A 16,513-nucleotide genomic window follows, 5' to 3' on the forward strand; every position below is an offset into this window, starting at 1 on the left:
GTGAATAGGGCAGAATAGAGTCATTATTCACAGCAATGTGAGATTTATAGGAGGAATTTATGGAACTGCTGAAGGAGCGCATCCGCCGGGAAGGTAAGGTCCTGCCCGGCAACATCATCAAGGTGGACGGTTTCCTGAATCACCGGGTGGACACCGCCCTTATGAGCCAGCTGGCCGATGAGTTCGCCAAGTATTTCGATGTGAAGGACATCACCATGGTGCTGACGGCGGAGGCCAGCGGCATCCCTCTGGCCACGGTGTGTGCCCAGAAATACGGCGTTCCCATGGTGTTCGCCAAGAAGGCCAAGAGCGACAATATCGAGGGCGGCCTGTATCAGAGCGAGATCTTCTCCTATACCTATAAGAAAAAAGTGACCCTCATCGTGGCCCAGGAGTGGCTGGGTCCCAAGGACCGGGTGCTGATCATCGACGACTTCATGGCCAAGGGCTATGCCATGCAGGGCCTCATCGACATCGTCAAGGCCGCCGGGGCTGAGCTGGTGGGCATTGGCGTGGCAGTGGAGAAGGGCTTCCAGCACGGCGGCGACGCCCTGCGGGAGAAGGGCTATCCCATCCACTCCCTGGCCGTCATCGAGGAAGCGACCCCCGACCACATCACCTTCCGGGAGGATGATCCCGTATGAAAAAGGTTTTAGTGCTGGATTTCGGCGGCCAGTACAACCTGCTGGTGGCCCGCCGCGTCCGTGAATGCGGCGTATACTGCGAGATCAAATCCTTCCGCATGACCATGGACGAGGTCCGGGCCTTTGCCCCGGACGCCATCATCTTCACCGGCGGCCCGGCCACGGTGTTTGACCCCGGCGCTCCCATGATCGACCCGGAGATGCTGTCCATGGGTGTTCCCGTGCTGGGTATCTGCTACGGTCTGCAGCTGATGATGCACCTGCTGGGCGGTCAGTGCTGCAAGGCGGACACCCGGGAGTACGGCAAGACGGAGCTGACCCATACCGCCTCTCCCCTGTTCGACGGCGTGCCGGAGACGGCTGTGTACTGGATGAGCCACGGGGTGGAGGTGGAGCGCCTGGCCCCCGGCTTCGAGATCATCGCCTCCACCGAGGGCTGCCGCCACGCGGCGGTCCAGTGTCTGGAAAAGAAGCTCTACGGCGTGCAGTTCCACCCGGAGGTGGTGCATACCGAGTATGGCCGCCAAATTCTGGAGAACTTCCTGTATAAGATCTGCGGCTTCCGGCCGGAGTGGACCATGGCGTCCTATCTGGAGGAGGCTGTGGCCCAGTGCCGGGAGAAGATCGGCAATGGCCGGGTGCTGCTGGCTCTGTCCGGCGGCGTGGACAGCTCCGTGGCCGCCGCGCTGCTGCAGCGGGCGGTGGGCCGTCAGCTGACGTGCATCTTTGTGGACCACGGCCTGCTGCGCAAGGACGAGGGCGACCAGGTGGAGCATGTGATGACCAAGCAGTTCAACGTGGACGTCCGCCGGGTCAACGCCGGTCCCCGTTTCCTGAGCAAGCTGGCCGGTGTCACGGACCCCGAGCGTAAGCGGAAGATCATCGGTGAGGAGTTCATCCGCGTGTTCGAGGAGGAAGCCAAGAAGATCGGCGCCGTGGACTTCCTGGCCCAGGGCACCATCTATCCCGATGTGGTGGAGTCCGGCCTGGGCGGCGAGTCCACCGTCATTAAGAGCCACCACAACGTAGGCGGTCTGCCTGACTGCGTGGATTTCAAGGACATCGTGGAGCCTCTGCGCCGCCTGTTCAAGGATGAGGTGCGGCAGCTGGGCCTGGAGCTGGGCCTGCCGGAGCAGCTGGTGTGGCGTCAGCCCTTCCCGGGTCCCGGCCTGGCCATCCGCGTCATCGGCGAGATCACCGAGGAAAAGCTGTCCATCCTTCGGGATGCCGACGCCATTTTCCGGGAGGAGATGGCGCTGGCCGGTCTGGACCGCACCACCAGCCAGTATTTCGCCGTGCTGACGGATCTGCGCAGCGTGGGCGTCATGGGCGACGAGCGCACCTATGACTATACCCTGGCCCTGCGTGCGGTGCAGTCCCAGGACTTCATGACCGCCACCTGGTCCCGCATCCCCTATGACCTGCTGGACAAGATCTCCGGTCGCATCGTCGGCGAGGTGAAGCACATCAACCGGATCGTCTACGATATCACCTCCAAGCCCCCCGCGACGGTGGAGTGGGAATGAGAAAAAAGTGAATATGATGGGCTGTAAAGCCTTGAAAACACTCACTTTTTGAAAATCTCATTTCCTGTTTGATAGCAAAATGATAGCAGATACTAAAGCCATTTTGTTTGTTCTTGTTTTGGCGAGCGAATGGTTTGCAGGTTTGATGTCGCATCCAATCCTATATTGAGAGCGAAAAAGGCTCTGCTGACTTTCTGTAAAAGAAGGTCGGCAGAGCCTTTTGTTATTCTTCACTATGTTCCTTGAGATCGGCAAGGAGCATATCACTCAGCTCCTGCGACGGCGTGATCTTGTGCCACTGACCGGAGGTGTCAAGTTCAGGGTAGCGGTAGCGCCAGCGGTCATATTCTTCTTTGGTGATCTCCCCCGCTTTCAGCTTGGCGGCAATCGCACCCCATGCGGAAAGCATCCTGTGAAGCTCCGCTGCGTCGCGTCCTTTGTGGATATGAACGCGCAGATGCACCTCATCCTCGCACTCACAGACCTCAAGACCGTAGCGGTCTTCCAGCGTGAACAGCGTGTGCATCAGCCCCACATAGGAGTCAATGTCCGGTACATCCAGCGCCTTGGGCGAAACGTCAAGCGCCTGTGCCAGCGCAGCGGTCACGTCCGCCTTGGGCGTTCTGGAACCATTCTCGTACTGCGCAAGGCGAACATCTGCGGATTTCTCCGGAAAGCCCAGCGCCATACCGAGATATTTCTGTGTCATGCCCCGCATCGTGCGGAAAAAGTGGATGCGTTCACCAATCGCCATAATAGCCATCTCCTGTGTCGGTTGTCTTTGATAATGAGTATAGCAGATATGTTTAATTTCGTCAAGAAAAATCTAAGCAAATTTATTTAATATTTTCCTGCGAGCCGGCTTGACTTAAACTTATATGTATAGTACAATAGTTGTAAGCTAAGCATATTAGTTTAATTCATAAAAATTTTACAATTTAGGGTACCCCAAAATGCAGGAAAAATGTCCGTTGTAAGGTGAGAGGGGGGTGAAATCCAAAAACCGCAAAACTGAATGACCGTCCAAGGGATACTTTCTCCGGGGAAGCAGGCGATGAAATGAGCGTGCCAAGGAGAAAAGAAAACGGCACAGCGCCGAAAAGGGTTGCCTGCCAGAGTCCGGCGGATAGAACGGCGAAGCAATCAACCACAAATCAGGAAAGGAAGGTATTTTGCCTATGGCAGGAGAAATTTTTATGAGAGTAAATGAAGTTGCGGAAGAGCTTGGCGTATCGGTTCCGTATGCGTATAAGCTCATCCGTGAGCTGAACGAAGAGCTGCGAAAGACCGGCTGCATCACCATTGCAGGCAGGATCGACCGCAAGTTCTTCCATGAGAAGTTCTACGGAACGAGAGAACCGAAGGAAAGAAGGGAATCGAATGGCAGCGTTTAAGGACAAGAAGAACGGCTCATGGTATGTGCAGTTTCGCTATACCGACTGGCGCGGTGAACGCCAGCAAAAATTGAAGCGCGGCTTTGCGACCAAGAAAGAGGCTCAGGCATGGGAACGCGAGTTTCTGATGCAGAAGCAGGCTGATGTCAATATGAGCTTCGAGAGCTTTGTGGCGCTCTATGAAAAGGACGTCAAGCCCAAGCTGAAGCTCAACACATGGCTCAGCAAGGAGCATATCATCCGCACGAAGATTCTTCCGTATTTCAAGAAGCGCAAGCTCTCGGAAATCACCGCCCGTGATGTGATCGACTGGCAGAACGAGATACGGCAGCACACCAAGTCAAGCGGCGAAAGCTATTCCCCGGACTATCTCAAGAACGTTCATACCCAACTGAGCTGTATTTTCAACCACGCCATCAAGTATTACGGCTTACAGATCAATCCCGCTGCAAAGGCCGGGAATATGGGCAGCGAGCAGCCGAAGGAAATGCTGTTCTGGACGAAGGAAGAATACATCAAATTCATCGACGCCATGATGGACAAGCCCATGCTGTACTACGCCTTTGAAATCCTGTACTGGTGTGGCATCCGCGAGGGTGAACTGCTGGCACTGACGCCTGCGGACTTCGATTTTGAGAAGAAAACGCTCCGCATCAATAAATCCTATCAGCGGCTACAGGGCAAGGACGTTATCACCACGCCGAAAACGAAGAAAAGCAATCGCGTAATCCAGATGCCTGACTTCCTCTGTGACGAGATGCAGGACTATTTCAAGCAGCTTTACGGACTGGAACCGGACAGCCGCATCTTCCCTCTGACCAAGCACACCTTGAAGCGCGGCATGGAGTTCGGGTGCAAGGCGTCTGGTGTCAAGGTCATTAGAATCCACGATTTGAGACACAGCCACGTTTCTTTACTTATCAACATGGGCTATTCCGCCGTTGCCATCGGCAATCGTGTGGGACACGAAAGTGTGGAGATCACCTATCGGTACGCGCATCTGTTCCCAACTGTGCAGAAGGAAATGGCAGATAAATTGAACGTCGAAAGGAGCAATTAAAATGTCACTGAAAAACCGAGACAACCACAACCGCTGGCGCAACAAGACTGTTGCCTTCCGGGTATCACCGGAGGAAGACTGGCAGATTGAAACCTTTGTCAAGCTCTCAGGGCTGACGAAACAGGACTACATCACCCGCCGCCTGATTTGCAAGGACGTGGTGGTACAGGGCAATCCACGGGTCTACAAAGCGCTGCGCGACCAGCTTGCCGCTGTGCTGAACGAGCTGCGGCGCATTGAAGCGGGCGGCAGCGTGAACGACGAGCTGCTGGATGTGATTGAAATGATCGCAGCCATCATGGACGGCATGAAGGAGGAAAACGCCTATGGAGAATGAAATCCGCAAAAAGAAAACGACCGCCCCGGACACATCTGTTGGCGCAGATGATGGGCAGCCGCTTCACAATTCAACTGAGAACAGTATATCCACTTTTGAGCAGGAAATCAACGGTGATTTTCAAAACAGCGCAGAAAGTCTGGATGAAATTTACCGCAGGATGCAGCGATTAACCGATCCGCATTACCTGCACACAATTTCCATGACCGAGCTGTACCAGACTGCGTATCAGAGCAGGCCGCCGATCATCGACGGCTTGCTCTATGCGGGCGCATACATCCTCGCAGGAGCGCCGAAGATTGGCAAGTCATTTCTGGTGGCGCAGATCGCCTATCATGTCAGCACGGGCGAAGCTCTGTGGGGCTACGAAGTCTACCCCGGCACAGTGCTGTACCTCGCGCTGGAAGATGATTTTCAGCGCATCCAGAGCCGTATGTTCATGATGTACGGCGTCAACGACACCGACCGGCTGCACTTTGCAACCGCGGCGGGCAAGATTGGAAACGGGCTGGACGAGCAGCTTGAGAACTTCGTGTGGGAACATCCCGACACCAAACTCATTATCATTGACACCATGCAGAAAATCCGCGAGGTCGGCGGCGAGGCGTACAGCTACGCCAGCGATTATGAGATCATCGGTCGGCTCAAGCAATTTGCCGACAAGCACTGCGTCTGCGTTCTGACTGTTCACCACACCCGCAAGCAGCCTGCCGGTGACAGCTTCGAAATGATCTCCGGTACAACAGGATTGCTCGGTTGTGCGGACGGGTCGCTTCTCATGCAGAAGAAAAAGCGCACGGCATTGGAGGCAACCATCGACGTCGTGGGGCGCGACCAGCAGGATCAGATTCTCTATCTGAAAAAGGATGCCGACACGCAAATCTGGAATCTTGAAAAGGTAGAAAACGAGCTGCACAAAGAGCCGCCCGATCATGTTCTGGAATCCGTTTCAAGGCTGGTGTCCGCAGAACAGCCGGTATGGACAGGCTCGCCCTCTGCGCTTGCCGATGCCGTCCATGTCGGCATGGCGGCAAATGCGCTGAGCAAGTATCTGAATGTAAAATCCGGCAGGCTGCTGGATGAATACCATGTCCGCTATGAGAACAAGGTTCGGCACGAAGGGCGGTGTATCACACTGACCTTCGTAGCTGCATGTGAATAATCTGCGCGACGGCTGCGACGGTTGCAACGGTGAAAATAATACCACCAAAACAACCGACGCAATCGTTGCGACCGTCGCGGAGAAAGGCCGGCAGCACGACCTTCCGCGTCCCCCGTCCCCATCGAAAAATCCGCAGAGTTTGAGATGGATGTGGGCAGGAGATTATGAGCGGAACTTGTCTGCAAATAAGCTGCTGACCACGCCGGTTTTTGCGGTTTGTATCCACACCGCAAACTGCAAAACCGGCAGAGGCATCCGCAGATGCCGCATACCCCCTCGGAGAGCCCACGATACTTTGCAGCCGCAGGATGAAAGTATCATAGTGGGTTATTACACTTCCGCAGAAGTGCCTCCCCGAAAGCCCCCGTCCTGCACAATCTGAACTCAGGAGGTAAACTGCCTATGGCAAGAGGCGACGGTATCCACCGTACCAGCGCAAGAAACGCAAGAATGAAAGACGCAGACATCGGCAACGCGCAAGCACACAACGAGCGCGAAAAATCATCGTATGTCAATCAGGATATCGTTCCCGAACGGACACAATATAACGTCCATTTCAAAACACCAACCGCCGGGTATAAGGAGATGTTCGAGCAGATGCGCTCCGACGGCGTGATTTCCACCCGCGGCCTGAAAGCGGATGCTGAGAAATTCGGAGAGCCGATCTTCGACGTCAACTCCGCGTACTTCTTCAACCACGGCGGCTATGAATTTGCAAAACAATTTTACGCCGATGCCTACAAAGCTGCAATCAAAATTGTGGGCGGCGAGCAGTACATCCTATCGGCGGTCATGCACGCCGATGAGCGCAACCGCGCTATGTCCGACGCACTGGGGCAGGACGTGTACCACTACCACCTTCATGTGGTCTACATCCCCGTCGTGGAGAAACAAATCCTGTGGTCGAAACGCTGCAAGGATAAATCGCTGGTGGGAACGGTCAAGGAGACGATTCAGCAGGTCAGCATGAGCAAGAAGTGGAACTCCAAGCCAGCGCTGGACGAGAATGGCGAGTCGATTCTGAGCACCAAGGGCAACTCCGCACATCGGATCTGGAACGCGAAAACGCAGAGCTTCGCGGGAAAGTTCAACACTATGAAGACGTAATTCAGCGCAATAACCTCTGGCATTTCTTCCGTCCACGCAGAGAAAAAGCGGCAATGCGGGACGATGCCCGCTGATGTCGTGTTGAGCTGAGAAAAACGGATTTTATCGAATGGGAGCGTCCAGATCGAGCAGCGTATTGTCCGGGCGCTCCCCATTCAAAAATCAGCCTGTTTTTGCGGGTGTAGAGCCGAGAAAAAAACTTGAAAATGCGCCCGTTTTCGTAGAACAGGCAGAAATGGAGGCAATATGAAAACTGGACTGACCAAGCGGCAGAAAACGACCTGCATCTATTTTGACGAAGCCAGCAAAACCGTCGAAATCCAGACGCACAATACCGCGCTCAAAAAGCGGCTGACACAGTACGCGGCAGAGTATCCCAACCTGTGCAGGCAGACCGACGATGACGAACAGGGCGGTCTGACCTTTGAGATTGACCGCAGACGATTTGCCGTTCGCCTGACCGCACCGTATTCCGACGAGCGCCGTCACGCGGCAAGTGAGCTTGCTAAGAAGAATGGGTTGAGAGGACGAGTATAAGCTCATATCAGCCACAGCCGTCCGCAGGAGTTTGGATGCTCCTGCGGGCGGCTTTTTTCTTTGCAAAGAACATCTCACGTTCTGAGGAGATTATCTTGCGAACATCGTCGTTTTGTGCTATAGTATAATCAGTCTAACTTTGGAACGGAGAATTGCGATGCCTATTTCCTACGATAAGCTCTGGAAGCTGTTGATCGACAAGAAAATGAACCGGACAGATTTGAAAGATGCCTCCGGTATCAGCTTCAATGTGCTTGCCAAAATGGGAAAAAACGAATTTGTCTCTATGGAAAGCCTGCATAAGATTTGCTTGACGCTCAAATGTGATGTAGGAGACATCATGGAGTTCATTGATGAAGGAGATACAGAACAGTCATGATTTCAATCGAACTACGCAGGAGTGAAAAGAAAATGCAGCAACCGTTGACTTGTGTTGAAATATGCGCTGGCGCTGGTGGACAGGCTTTGGGGCTTGCAATGGCGGGTTTTGTCCATGTTGCGCTTGTCGAGTATGAAGAAGATTATTGCAAGGTATTAAAGCAGAATCGCCCGGAGTGGAACGTCATTTGCGCAGATGTTCACGATTTTGACGGACGCCCATACCACGGCGTCGATCTGCTGGCTGGCGGCGTTCCTTGCCCGCCTTTCTCCGTTGCAGGAAAGCAGCTCGGTCAGGAAGACGAAAGGGACCTTTTCCCGGAGGCCATTCGGCTTATCAAAGAAATTCAACCGCGTGCTGTCATGCTTGAAAATGTCCGTGGCTTTCTTGATCCGGGCTTTGATGAATACCGCGACCACATTTTTACGTCGATTCAAAAGCTCGGCTATGTAACCCATATCAAACTCTTGAACGCATCTGATTATGGTGTTCCGCAGCTACGTCCCAGAGTGGTTATCATCGGCATTCGGAAGGATCAGATTGGAGCATTTGCCTATCCTGATGAACAACCAGACAGCGCCCCCACTGTTGGTGATACGCTCCGTGATTTGATGGCACAGAACGGATGGGAAGGTGCGAAGCAGTGGGCATCTAATGCAAACCGGATCGCTCCGACCCTTGTAGGCGGCTCCAAGAAGCACGGTGGTCCTGACCTTGGTCCCACACGCGCCCGTAATGCATGGGCGGAGTTGGGCGTAGATGGTCGAGGAATTGCAAACGAAGCACCCGCCCCCGGATTTGAGGGTATGCCCCGCTTGACAAGCCGGATGATGGCACGGATTCAAGGTTTCCCCGATACATGGACATTTGGAAGCCGGAAAACAGTAGCTTGTAGGATGATTGGAAACGCATTTCCGCCCCCCGTTGCCCGGGCAGTCGGAGAAAAAATAAAGGAGTGTCTGGAACATGGATGCATTGATAGCGAACGCGAGATTTCACTTTCACAAGCGGTTATTTGAAACCAACACGCTGACGTTGACCACGGCAGGCGTCGCATCCAATGCAGACACCAGCAGCCGCGGCTCAAAGGCGATTGCGCGGAGGATCGTTGACATTCTTGTGGAGGAACAGCATCATGCTGTCTCCACGGTTGACAAAATTTCCGGGCAGACTCTCGGAAAGCAATTTGAAACGCTGACAATGGAGTTCCTGCGTGAAACCTTTCCCTATTTGCAGAACCTCCGTCCCGGAAACTGGACAATTCTTCAGCTCGGCAATAACAACAAACTGAAAACAAGCGATTTTGCGCAGTACGAGCATCTTGCTTGCTTAAATGCGCTTACGACACAGAACGCACAGTTGGCTGCTGCACTCGGGAATGATTACCTCGTTGCACCTGACGTTGTTGTTTACCGCGATCTCTATGAGGACAGCGAGATCAATGCCGCTCAGACCATTGTTGATGACGAAATCTGCAAAATGGCTGATATTCGGAAGTCTAACGGCGGAAAACCCATTCTTCATGCCAGTGTCTCTGCAAAGTACACGATGCGTAGCGACCGTGCACAGAATAGCCGGACAGAGGCCTTGAATCTGATCCGCAATCGGAAAGGACATTTGCCGCACATCGTTGTCGTGACGGCAGAGCCCATGCCGAATCGTCTGGCATCTCTCGCACTTGGTACTGGCGATATTGACTGCGTATATCACTTTGCACTCTATGAGTTGATTCGTGCGGTTAAAGAGGCGGGTTCTGAGGATGCGGTAGAAACGTTGGAAACCTTGGTGCAGGGCAAGCGGCTGAAGGATATTTCCGATCTCCCACTGGATTTGTCTGTGTAATGGCTGATTCTGTTTCCTCTGTCCGCCGTAGTGAGATCATGTCGCACATCAAAAGCAAAGATACCAGTATTGAACTTTTGGTGCGCCGCAAGCTGTTTTCTATGGGATACCGCTACCGTGTGAATTACAAGGCGCTGCCCGGAAAACCGGATATTGTATTCACCAGAAAGAAAATTGCTATCTTCATTCATGGATGCTATTGGCATGGGCATGATTGCGGCAGTCATTATGCTCATGCCAGTCAATCCAATAAAGCATATTGGGGACCCAAGATAGAGCGAACAAAGCAACGAGATCAGGAGCATATTCAGGCACTTGAGACTGACGGCTGGAAAGTCATTGTGCTGTGGGAATGTGAAATTAGAAGCCATTTTGAAAGTACTATGCTCAGACTTGAGCATTGCTTAAGCCAATAATGCAAACAACGGAATGAAAGGATGTGTATAAATGCTACTAGTCGATGTCAGAATTAAAAACTACAAGTGCATACTGGACTCTGAAACTTTTACAGTCGACCAAATGACATGTTTGGTTGGCAAAAATGAATCTGGAAAAAGCGCTATTCTCCAAGCGTTATATAAACTCAATCCTGTTGATAAAGAGGATATTTACGACGCACTTTATGAGTATCCTAAAATGTATCAAACCGATTTTGAAGCTGGAGAAATTCCGGATGGTAACACAGTGCTTATATCTCACTGGAAGTTTACCGAAAATGAAATTACTGAGATAGATGCTCTTTTTGGAAGTGGATTTATTACAAAGTCAACCATCGTGACGATCACAAATGGCTATGATAATCATCGCTCATGGTCTTTCGAGCCAAACTTCGAAAAACTCTTTACAAAGAAAACGGCAGACTTTGCATTTGGCGATCCCGATAGAGCACAAATCACCAAATTCGATTCCATCTCGGACATTCGTACGCAACTCAATCAACTCTCCGTCCTATCTGACGCAGAGCAATCCTTTAAGGATTGGTTCGATGAAGCATTCCCAAACGATAAACTTGATACTTTCTCAGAAAAATATCTCCTAAAATATTTGCCAAAGTTTTCGTATTTTGCAGAGTATCAAAAGCTTCCTGGTAAAATTGCGATTAACCGCTTTATCTCCAGAAGTAATTCCGGGCAGTTGACAAAAAATGAAAAAGTATTTGAGGCACTCCTGTCGCTAGCCAATTCCTCTGTTGAAGAAATAAAGGATTCCAATCGCCTAGAAGCTTTGATAAATAAGACTCGTGGCATCTCAAGCAAAATCACACGAGAAATCTTTTCCTATTGGAGTCAAAATAAACACTTGCGGGTCGAGTTTAGATATGACATGGCAAAGCCGGGAGATGAAGCACCTTACAACGATGGTTATATTTTTTCGACACGTATTGAAAACACACGCCATGATTCATCCGTGTCATTTGACGACCGGAGCGCTGGATTTGTATGGTTCTTCTCGTTTTTAATTTGGTTTAATTACTTACAGAAAAAAGAAGATAATTTAATAATTCTCCTTGATGAACCTGGACTAACCCTCCATGCCAAAGCCCAAGGAGATTTGATTCGCTTCTTTAAGGAAAAAATTACGCCCAAATTCCAGTTGCTATATACCACTCATTCTCCATTTATGCTTGACTTTTCTGACATTCTATCTGCCAGAACAGTTGAAGATATGACAGGTGAAGATGATACGGTACTAGGAACGAAAGTTGGCTCTAAAGTATTGAGTAAAGACCGCGATACTACCTTCCCACTCCAAGCAGCATTTGGCTATGATATTACGCAAACCCTCTTTATAGGTAATAACACTTTGCTCGTCGAGGGACCGTCAGATATCTTGTACTTAACATATTTTTCGAATAAGCTTAAGGAACTTGGTAGAACAGGCTTGAGTAGCGATTGGACACTATGTCCATCTGGCGGCATAGATAAGATACAAAGCTTTGTATCTCTATTTGGAGGAAATGCCCTCAAAATTGTAACACTAACAGACTATGATTACTTCCTATTAGGAACACTGTAAATACAAGGCTTTTCGGAGCCTACAAACCAGAAAAAATAATATTTGATCTATCACATTACGCAAAAAGCCGTCCGGCATGAAAAACGGGCGGCTTTTTTGCGTGGATAGACGGAAAGGAGGCACAAAAATAACTACAAAATTTTAGCGTTCAAATTTGTGCAACTTTAACGAAAAGGAGGATCGTAAATGGCCGATGAAAAACTGAATACTGGCCCTGCGGAGAATATTTCCCCGGAGGCCGCCGAGCCTATCACCACACCCGAACAGGCCGCAACGTCTGAGCCCCAGCAGGAACAGACCGGGCCTGCCATACCTGAGCCCGGCGATGTGGTTGTGTCCTTTGACAAAATCAATGAGCTTATGGCAGAAAAGAGACAGAACGTCCGCGCCGAAGTCGAGAAGGCAGAAACTCCCGAAACGCCGGAGGCGGCAGCCCCCGGAGAGACACCACAGCCCGCCAATACGGAGGAACCGAAAAAGCCGCGCCGTGGCCGTCCGCCGAAAGCAGAAAAGGCTGCGACTGAAAACCAGAAAGCGGAGAAATCGGCTGGGGCCCGCAAGGGCCACCCACCCAAGGCGGATAAGGCGGCCCCTGACAAACCCAAGCCGTCCAAACGAGACAAAGTGTCCCGAAGTGACGGAAAGGCCCCGGATGCCAAGGAGCCCATTAAGCCCGTACAGGATACGGCACCGAAGGAAACTGCTGCTGCGGAACAGACGGCTCCCGAGCCGACCACACCGCCCCGCCCGGTTGAGGAAGGCAAGCTGGTTTATCTGAAACTTTCCGAGGTTCATCCGTTTCACACATTCCGTCCGCACCCCTTTAAGGTACGGGACGATGCGAAGATGCAGGAAATCGTGGCTTCTATCCGTGTAAACGGTGTAATGGTTCCCGGTCTTGCCCGCCCGGAGAAAGACGGAAACGGCTATGAAATTGTAGCGGGCCATCGCCGTACCCACGGCAGTGAACTGGCGGGGCTGGAGGAAATGCCCTTTATCGTCCGTGAAATGACCGACCACGAAGCGGTACAGGCCATGAAGGACAGCAACAAGCAGCGTGACGGGATGCTTCCCAGCGAATTGGCCGCGCTGCTGGAACTCGAGGTTGAGGACATCAAGCATCAGGGCGGGCGGCTGAAAGGTGTTGCGGAAGGTGATGTCGGAAAACGCTCGGTTGAGATTGTAGGCGAAGCGCATGAGATGAACTATAAAAAGGTCATGCGCTACTTGCGGCTCAACTCCCTTGTGCCGGAGCTTCTGGATAAGGTAGACGATAAAAAGATGGGCTTCATGCCTGCCGTGGAGCTGTCCTACATCAAACCGAAAAATCAGAGACTTATCGCTGTTTCCATTGACGGGGAGCAGGCTTCGCCCTCGCTGGCCCAGGCCAAACGGCTCCGGGAGCTGGATAAGGAAGGCAAGCTCAACGGCGATGTCATTGACGGTATCTTATCAGAACAGAAAAAGGAGGATCGAGGCGTGATTATTTCTACTGCGGAACTGGAAAAGTATTTTGGCAAGGAGGTCACTCCCGCCAAAATGAAAGAACAGATTATGTCCCTGCTGGATGACTGGAAAGAAAAACAGCCGCCGGAGCTGGCAAAAGCCCCCAAAAAGCAGGAACTTGACAAGTAACAACTTCGAGACACTTTGTCCCGAGGGCCCCGCCCTCGCGCAGAGGCTCTGGTGGTATATATCCCCCGTCGCCGCCTGTTTTTTAGTACAGCCGGGAGTGAGCCGTCAAGGGTGCAGCGCACCGCCGTTTTCGGCGGCTCGCCCTTGACGGTCTGCCCCGGCTGTGCTATTTCCCCGGCAAGCGGCGGGGGTATATCCTCCAGAGCCGCCCCCTTTCCCAAGACTGGGAAAGGGCGTGGGGTTTGGGTTGAACTTTCTTATTAAAATATCGGAGGTATGAACGATGAAACGACCCCTTGCTTATATCACCGCTGCATGGCTCGGCGGCGATAGCGAAAACGCAGAACTGGCGGCGCAGTATTGCCGCACCGTGTATGAGGCAGGCTTTTCTCCTATTTGTCCGCCTTTGTACTTGCCCCTGTTTCTCAATGATGCTGTTCCCGAGGAGCATAAAAGCGGCATCGACATGAGCCGTGACCTGCTCCGCCGTTCTCATGTGCTGGTTGTTTGCGGGCACAGTATGACCGAAGCCATGAAAAATGATATTGCCGTGGCCCAGCGGCTGGGAATTACGGCAACAACCCTTGAGGGCATCCTGACCGTCAAGGGACAGGGCCGCCGCTAATGGCAACCCTGTTTGAAGCCTACGTTACCAACGCCGGAAAGTACAGCGAGGGCCAGCTTGTGGGTGAAACACTGAAATTTCCCACAACCGCCCAGGAGGTGGAGGCTCTTTTGAAACGGATCGGCGTGGATGGCGTCCGCTATCAGGAAATTTTTATTACCTCTTTCGATGGGGATGTGCTGGGGCTCTATGACCATTTGAGCGAGTATGAAAATCTGGACGAGCTTAATCATCTGGCCTGCCTGCTTTCCGAGCTTACCTCATCGGAGCTGGAAACACTGGAGGCCGTCCTCGACAGCGGCGATCACTGTTCTTCGGTGCGGGACATCATCAATCTGACACAAAATCTGGACTGTTACGGCTTTTACCCCGGCGTATCCGATGAGGAAACGCTGGGGCGTATTTATGTGGACGATCTGGAAATGTTGGATGTGCCGGATCAGGTAAAACCGTATTTCGATTATGAGGCGTATGGCCGGGATGCCTGCATCCACGAAAACGGCCATTTTGCCCCGGGCGGCTATGTTGTCAAAGAAAGCGATCATTTCGTGGAAGTGTATCACGGCTTGCAGGATATTCCCAAGGAACATAAGGTATTCTCTTTCCCGAAGCTCTCTATCCGGGAGCAAATGGCCGCTTATCAGGAAATCATAGACGGTTCTTCTTTGGAGGGCTACCGTCAAATGCAGAAAAAAGACCGTGGGGATCGGTGATGGCACTTCGAGACAAATTGTCCCAAGGAAGGAGGCGGTGTAACTGATTGATGAAGATATTTCCCGGCGTACGATAGCCATATCTGTAAAAACGACCAAGCTGACGGCGCGGGGACTGGCGTATGTGCTGGGCATGGTGGGTCGGAAGATCCGCAAGGCATACCGTGGGCGGCAAGTACCGCATGGCAAACAAAGTGTGCGAAAGCTCATGGCCCACGGTACAGCCACCAACAGCATTGAGCTATCCGGGGATGCCAAGTCCTTTGACCGCGTGGCCCGGAAATGGAATGTAGACTATGCGTTCTATAAAACCGGGCCGGACAAATACCTGCTGTTTTTCAAGGCTGGACAGGCAGACGCAATGACCGCCTGCTTTTCTGAGTATTCCCGGAAGGTGTTAAGCAAAGCAAAATCGAACCGTGTTCCCATCCGGGAACAACTGCAACAGGCGGCAGATCAGCTTTCCAAAGAAAAGCCGAAGCAGAAAGAACGTGCAAAGGAGGTGGCCCATGAGGACAGATAAGATCAGAAAATATCTCATTCCGAACATTCCCTATCTATTCATCCTGTGGGCGTGCCTCAAGCTGGGAACGGCCTACCGGCTGGCGGCGGGGAACGATTTTGCACATAAGCTCATCGGGCTGGGCCAGACGATTGGCCCGGCCTTTGCTGACTTTGCACCCAGTCTTGCTCCGCTGGATTGGCTTGTTGGTATTGTAGGCGCAGTTGGTTTCCGGCTGCTGATCTATTTCAAAAGCAAGAACGCTAAGAAGTTTCGGCGGGATGCAGAATACGGCAGCGCCCGGTGGGGAACGGAAAAAGACATCAAACCGTTTGTCGATCCGAAGTTTGAAAACAACGTGATTTTGACCGGGACAGAGTTTCTCACGATGAACACCCGTCCGAAAATCCCCGCAAATGCCCGAAACCTGAATTGCTGCATTATCGGCTCGTCCGGCTCCGGCAAAACCCGCTTCTGGCTCACGCCCCAGCTTTTACAGGCTCATTCCTCTTATGTGGTGGTCGATCCCAAAGGCGGTGTGTTGGGACAGGTCGGGGCTTTCCTGCAAAAACGCGGGTACAAAATCAAGGTATTCAACAGCATAGATTTTTCAAAATCCATGCACTATAACCCGCTGGCGTATATCCGCAACGAGGCCGATATTCTGAAATTCGTGGATGCCCTCATTTCCAACACCAAGGGCGAAGGCAAGGAAGGCGATCCATTCTGGACGAAATCGGAAACGCTTTTGTACTGCGCCCTGATTGCCTACATCATTTTCGAGGGGCCTGCCGAGGATCGGAACATGAATACCCTTGTGGATATGATTTCCGGCATGGAGGTCAAGGAGGATGATGAGGACTTTATGAACGCGGTGGACTATATGTTTGCCGGGCTCGAAAAGCGCAAGCCGGATTGTTTCGCAGTCAAACAGTATAAAAAGTACAAATTGGCCAGCGGTGTTGTATGCTCTAAAAGACTTCTTAATCAAGCAGTTGGGAAGTCTCTTAGAACACACAACCTAAAACCGAAGA

At 52.0% G+C, this 16,513-nt stretch carries 18 protein-coding genes and 1 pseudogene; 18 read left to right on the forward strand and 1 reads right to left on the reverse strand.

Annotation, left to right across the window (positions count from 1 at the left end):
* The first annotated feature begins 59 nt into the window (after nucleotides 1-59).
* Together LKD37_RS05665 and guaA are read left to right on the forward strand one after the other, a co-directional pair.
* A complete protein-coding gene (locus LKD37_RS05665) occupies nucleotides 60-644 on the forward strand; it encodes a xanthine phosphoribosyltransferase (protein WP_302928306.1) in 585 nt (194 codons plus the stop codon).
* Nucleotides 641-2,170, forward strand: a complete 1,530-nt coding sequence (gene guaA / locus LKD37_RS05670) for a glutamine-hydrolyzing GMP synthase (RefSeq protein ID WP_302928307.1) — start codon at nucleotides 641-643, stop codon at nucleotides 2,168-2,170. Before LKD37_RS05665 ends, guaA begins: the two co-directional genes overlap by 4 nt.
* Before the next feature lie 223 nt (nucleotides 2,171-2,393).
* Here guaA and LKD37_RS05675 read toward each other — a convergent pair whose 3' ends face one another.
* Nucleotides 2,394-2,924, reverse strand: coding sequence for a helix-turn-helix domain-containing protein (locus LKD37_RS05675; protein WP_302928308.1), 531 nt, complete (start codon nucleotides 2,922-2,924; stop codon nucleotides 2,394-2,396).
* A gap of 442 nt (nucleotides 2,925-3,366) precedes the next feature.
* Between LKD37_RS05675 and LKD37_RS05680 the strand changes: the two genes are divergently transcribed.
* From LKD37_RS05680 to LKD37_RS05755, 16 genes and pseudogenes are all read left to right on the forward strand, one after another.
* Nucleotides 3,367-3,564, forward strand: a complete 198-nt coding sequence (locus LKD37_RS05680) for a LysR family transcriptional regulator (protein WP_431833243.1) — start codon at nucleotides 3,367-3,369, stop codon at nucleotides 3,562-3,564.
* Nucleotides 3,551-4,624, forward strand: a complete 1,074-nt coding sequence (locus LKD37_RS05685; protein WP_302928309.1) for a tyrosine-type recombinase/integrase — start codon at nucleotides 3,551-3,553, stop codon at nucleotides 4,622-4,624. The genes LKD37_RS05680 and LKD37_RS05685 overlap by 14 nt, the downstream gene beginning before the upstream one ends.
* Nucleotide 4,625: 1 nt before the next feature.
* The gene (locus LKD37_RS05690) at nucleotides 4,626-4,961 is read left to right on the forward strand and encodes a plasmid mobilization protein (RefSeq protein WP_302928310.1); all 336 of its coding nucleotides are present in this window, start codon (nucleotides 4,626-4,628) and stop codon (nucleotides 4,959-4,961) included.
* Nucleotides 4,951-6,123 carry an AAA family ATPase gene (locus LKD37_RS05695; RefSeq protein ID WP_302928311.1) on the forward strand — a complete coding sequence of 391 codons (1,173 nt, stop codon included), beginning with the start codon at nucleotides 4,951-4,953 and terminating at the stop codon, nucleotides 6,121-6,123. Before LKD37_RS05690 ends, LKD37_RS05695 begins: the two co-directional genes overlap by 11 nt.
* A 402-nt stretch (nucleotides 6,124-6,525) precedes the next feature.
* A pseudogene (locus LKD37_RS05700) lies at nucleotides 6,526-7,158 on the forward strand (plasmid recombination protein); the annotation flags it as partial.
* 318 nt (nucleotides 7,159-7,476) lie between these two features.
* Nucleotides 7,477-7,767, forward strand: a complete 291-nt coding sequence (locus LKD37_RS05705; protein ID WP_302928312.1) for a hypothetical protein — start codon at nucleotides 7,477-7,479, stop codon at nucleotides 7,765-7,767.
* Nucleotides 7,768-7,924: 157 nt separating this feature from the next.
* Nucleotides 7,925-8,146, forward strand: coding sequence for a helix-turn-helix domain-containing protein (locus LKD37_RS05710; RefSeq protein WP_110436824.1), 222 nt, complete (start codon nucleotides 7,925-7,927; stop codon nucleotides 8,144-8,146).
* Nucleotides 8,143-9,165, forward strand: coding sequence for a DNA cytosine methyltransferase (locus LKD37_RS05715; protein ID WP_302928313.1), 1,023 nt, complete (start codon nucleotides 8,143-8,145; stop codon nucleotides 9,163-9,165). Before LKD37_RS05710 ends, LKD37_RS05715 begins: the two co-directional genes overlap by 4 nt.
* The gene (locus LKD37_RS05720) at nucleotides 9,113-9,988 is read left to right on the forward strand and encodes an NgoMIV family type II restriction endonuclease (protein WP_302928314.1); all 876 of its coding nucleotides are present in this window, start codon (nucleotides 9,113-9,115) and stop codon (nucleotides 9,986-9,988) included. Before LKD37_RS05715 ends, LKD37_RS05720 begins: the two co-directional genes overlap by 53 nt.
* Nucleotides 9,988-10,404: a very short patch repair endonuclease gene (locus tag LKD37_RS05725; RefSeq protein WP_302928315.1), complete on the forward strand. Its 417-nt coding sequence runs from the start codon at nucleotides 9,988-9,990 to the stop codon at nucleotides 10,402-10,404. The genes LKD37_RS05720 and LKD37_RS05725 overlap by 1 nt, the downstream gene beginning before the upstream one ends.
* A 31-nt stretch (nucleotides 10,405-10,435) precedes the next feature.
* Complete coding sequence (locus LKD37_RS05730; RefSeq protein ID WP_302928316.1) at nucleotides 10,436-12,004, forward strand: ATP-dependent nuclease; 1,569 nt, start codon at nucleotides 10,436-10,438, stop codon at nucleotides 12,002-12,004.
* 186 nt (nucleotides 12,005-12,190) lie between these two features.
* Nucleotides 12,191-13,639, forward strand: coding sequence for a ParB/RepB/Spo0J family partition protein (locus tag LKD37_RS05735; RefSeq protein ID WP_302928317.1), 1,449 nt, complete (start codon nucleotides 12,191-12,193; stop codon nucleotides 13,637-13,639).
* A 283-nt stretch (nucleotides 13,640-13,922) separates the two neighbouring features.
* Nucleotides 13,923-14,264, forward strand: a complete 342-nt coding sequence (locus LKD37_RS05740) for a DUF7768 domain-containing protein (RefSeq protein ID WP_003020223.1) — start codon at nucleotides 13,923-13,925, stop codon at nucleotides 14,262-14,264.
* Nucleotides 14,264-14,977: an antirestriction protein ArdA gene (locus tag LKD37_RS05745; protein WP_014080243.1), complete on the forward strand. Its 714-nt coding sequence runs from the start codon at nucleotides 14,264-14,266 to the stop codon at nucleotides 14,975-14,977. Before LKD37_RS05740 ends, LKD37_RS05745 begins: the two co-directional genes overlap by 1 nt.
* Nucleotides 14,978-15,092: 115 nt before the next feature.
* Complete coding sequence (locus LKD37_RS05750) at nucleotides 15,093-15,500, forward strand: PcfB family protein (RefSeq protein WP_330368563.1); 408 nt, start codon at nucleotides 15,093-15,095, stop codon at nucleotides 15,498-15,500.
* Nucleotides 15,487-16,513, forward strand: a 1,027-nt coding sequence (locus LKD37_RS05755) for a type IV secretory system conjugative DNA transfer family protein (protein WP_302928318.1), incomplete at its 3' end; no start/stop codon positions are given. The genes LKD37_RS05750 and LKD37_RS05755, both read left to right, overlap by 14 nt.

This window comes from Brotocaccenecus cirricatena, from assembly GCF_020687045.1.
In the GTDB taxonomy this organism is placed as follows: Bacteria; Bacillota; Clostridia; order Oscillospirales; family Oscillospiraceae; genus Vescimonas; species Vescimonas cirricatena.